The following is a 2,265-nucleotide window of genomic DNA, read 5'->3' on the forward strand; positions in this document are numbered from 1 at the left end:
GCCGGGCTTTGCCCATGATGTGATCTGCCTGCACCGCTTCTAGACCGACAAGGATATTCCCATACGACAGACCACGTTTCTGCTCCCCGAAAATGAGATTCCGACCTACTGGTACAATAAGGTAGCCGATTTATCCTGCCGTTTGCCTTGGCTGGCAGATAGGCGTCAGGGCTGGCGCGCTAGCGTATTGATGCCTTGGGCGCGCGAGCGTGCCAGCGCCAGATCCAGGCGTGCCAGCAAGTGTTTGTGCGAGCTTTCTCCCTTGCGTAAAGATGTCAGGCCAACGCAGGCGGCTGCCGGGCGGTCTTCACCGGCAATCTTGAATTGCTGTTTGCTCAAGCCGGCAATCAGGCGGCGGGCGGCACGGGTTGCGCCCTGCATCTGGGTATGTGGCAACACCAGCAGCAGGCAGCCATCTGTGCGCCGGGCAATCAGGTCGCAATCGCGTGCGCTTTGCATGCACAGGCTGCCGGTCATGCGGCGGATGTAGCCTGCCGTGTCGGCATCCAGCTCTTGTTCGCGTGCTGGGATGCCTTCTATTGAAATTAGTAAAGCGGAAAGCGGATGGCCATAGCGGCTGGCGCGACCCACTTCGTGTGACAAGCCTGATAGTAGTGCCGGCATATCCAGTACGCCGCTTAGATAATCATCGGCATCTGTGATGCGTGGTTCGTGCTTGAGTTCCTTGGCCAGCTTGAGCACGCGGTCGCAGACCAGACGTTCGCTTTCCAGTAAACGACCCATCATCTGGCTTTCGCTGCGGTCAACGAAGCTGATGACCAGGATGGGGCGCATGAAGTCGACTTCCCTAATCGACAGGTGGGCGCTGAACTGGCGCCCGCCACTGGCACTGAGCATCAATTCTTCGTTGTACAGCATGCCTTGGCTGGATAAACGAGCCATCAATCCGGCTTCATCGGCCGGGTTGGCGAGATGTTGGAAAAAGGCTTGCCCGACCAATTCGCTGCGGGGCAAGCCCAGTAAGATGGCGGCCAACTGGTTGGCCGCAAATATTTTACCGTCAGCCTGCGTGATCAGTACCAGTGCGCCCTGAACCGTATCGATCAGGGATTGAAATGCACGTTCATCTGCCATCATGCTCAATTCCTCCTGTCATTTTGTAGTCTAGACTGTGTAGGGATCTTTGCAGAATAGGCATGAATTATGCTAATAGGAAGAAATAATGGGGGCTGCAGGTCGAATACTAAATATGGATAAATCATTGCTCTTTCCTCTTTTTGCCCAGTGGCCAGCGGACGAGCGCAAGCATCTGCTTGCGCAGGGGCGCGAGGTCGAATTTGCTGCAGGTTGTGAGGTTTTCTCCATGCAGCAAGTCGCAAGTGAAGTCTTGTTTGTCAGCCATGGACTGATGACGGCTTACTTGCCGGGAAAGCGTCCCGGGCGGCCATTCAATTACGGCTATATTGTGCCCGGCGATATTGTCGGTTTACATGGCTTGTTTGAGCCGCGTCCGTTCGGTGTCGCGGTGCAGGCGCTACGCGATACCCAAGGCTTCACCTTGCCGCTGGATGCACTGATAGAGGCGCTGGATGCGCGGCCACAAGTCTGGCGTGCCATCGCGTGCCTGATGACGCATTCTGTGCATCACCTGCTGGATTTCATCACCATGCTGGCCGAGCCTGATGGCTATAGCCGGCTCAAACGGGTGCTGGAAAGTCTGGAGAACCATGCGCGCGAGCATCCGGCCGCGCCCGGCCTGCGGTTGACGCAGCGCGAACTGGGCGAGCGCATAGGCCTGAGCCGTGAAATGGTGAATCGCATGCTCAAGGCTTTACGTACCGGTGGTTATATTGCATTGGATGATGCAGGGGGGGTCGTGATTGCCAAGGCACTGCCCGAGCGTTTTTGACCAAGTACGCGACAAGTCTCGGGGTTCCGCCCGAGGTCAAGAGCGCGGACGCCGCAGGCGTCCATTAATTTAGCAAATCCACTTGCGCCGTGTTTCGGCAAATCGGTATCGTGGTCACATGCAACGACTCCAAGCCTTTAAATACGAACTCATGCCCAATGGCGAACAGCAGCGCGACATGCGCCGCTTCGCCGGGGCGTGCCGCTTCGTGTTCAATCAAGGCTTGGCATTGCAGAAGGCTCGCCACGATCAGGGCGAGAAGAAACTGAGCTATGCCGCACTCTGTAAGGAACTGACCGCATGGCGTGGCTGCAAGGAAACGCCATGGCTGGCCGACGCGCCAGTCCATACCCAGCAGCAAAAACTCAAAGACCTCGACCGCGCCTATGGCAACT

At 57.0% G+C, this 2,265-nt stretch carries 3 protein-coding genes; 2 read left to right on the forward strand and 1 reads right to left on the reverse strand.

Features of this window, described 5'->3' with window-relative positions; all coding sequences use genetic code 11:
- Positions 1-165: 165 nt before the first annotated feature.
- Positions 166-1,098 carry a diguanylate cyclase domain-containing protein gene (locus tag ACRC1E_RS12700; protein ID WP_438515459.1) on the reverse strand — a complete coding sequence of 311 codons (933 nt, stop codon included), beginning with the start codon at positions 1,096-1,098 and terminating at the stop codon, positions 166-168.
- A 124-nt stretch (positions 1,099-1,222) separates the two neighbouring features.
- Here ACRC1E_RS12700 and ACRC1E_RS12705 point away from each other — a divergent pair, with 124 nt between their 5' ends.
- Together ACRC1E_RS12705 and ACRC1E_RS12710 are read left to right on the forward strand one after the other, a co-directional pair.
- The gene (locus ACRC1E_RS12705) at positions 1,223-1,870 is read left to right on the forward strand and encodes a Crp/Fnr family transcriptional regulator (protein ID WP_438515460.1); all 648 of its coding nucleotides are present in this window, start codon (positions 1,223-1,225) and stop codon (positions 1,868-1,870) included.
- 118 nt (positions 1,871-1,988) lie between these two features.
- Positions 1,989-2,265: helix-turn-helix domain-containing protein (locus ACRC1E_RS12710; RefSeq protein WP_438515461.1), on the forward strand; the 277-nt coding region annotated here is incomplete at its 3' end.

Source organism: Craterilacuibacter sp., assembly GCF_051659485.1.
Taxonomy (GTDB): Bacteria; Pseudomonadota; Gammaproteobacteria; order Burkholderiales; family Chromobacteriaceae; genus Craterilacuibacter.

What these genes read in the sequence shown, in the direction of transcription:
- ACRC1E_RS12700 (WP_438515459.1), bottom strand. Translation starts at nt 1,098, where the DNA reads ATGATGGCAGATGAACGTGCATTTCAATCCCTGATCGATACGGTTCAG.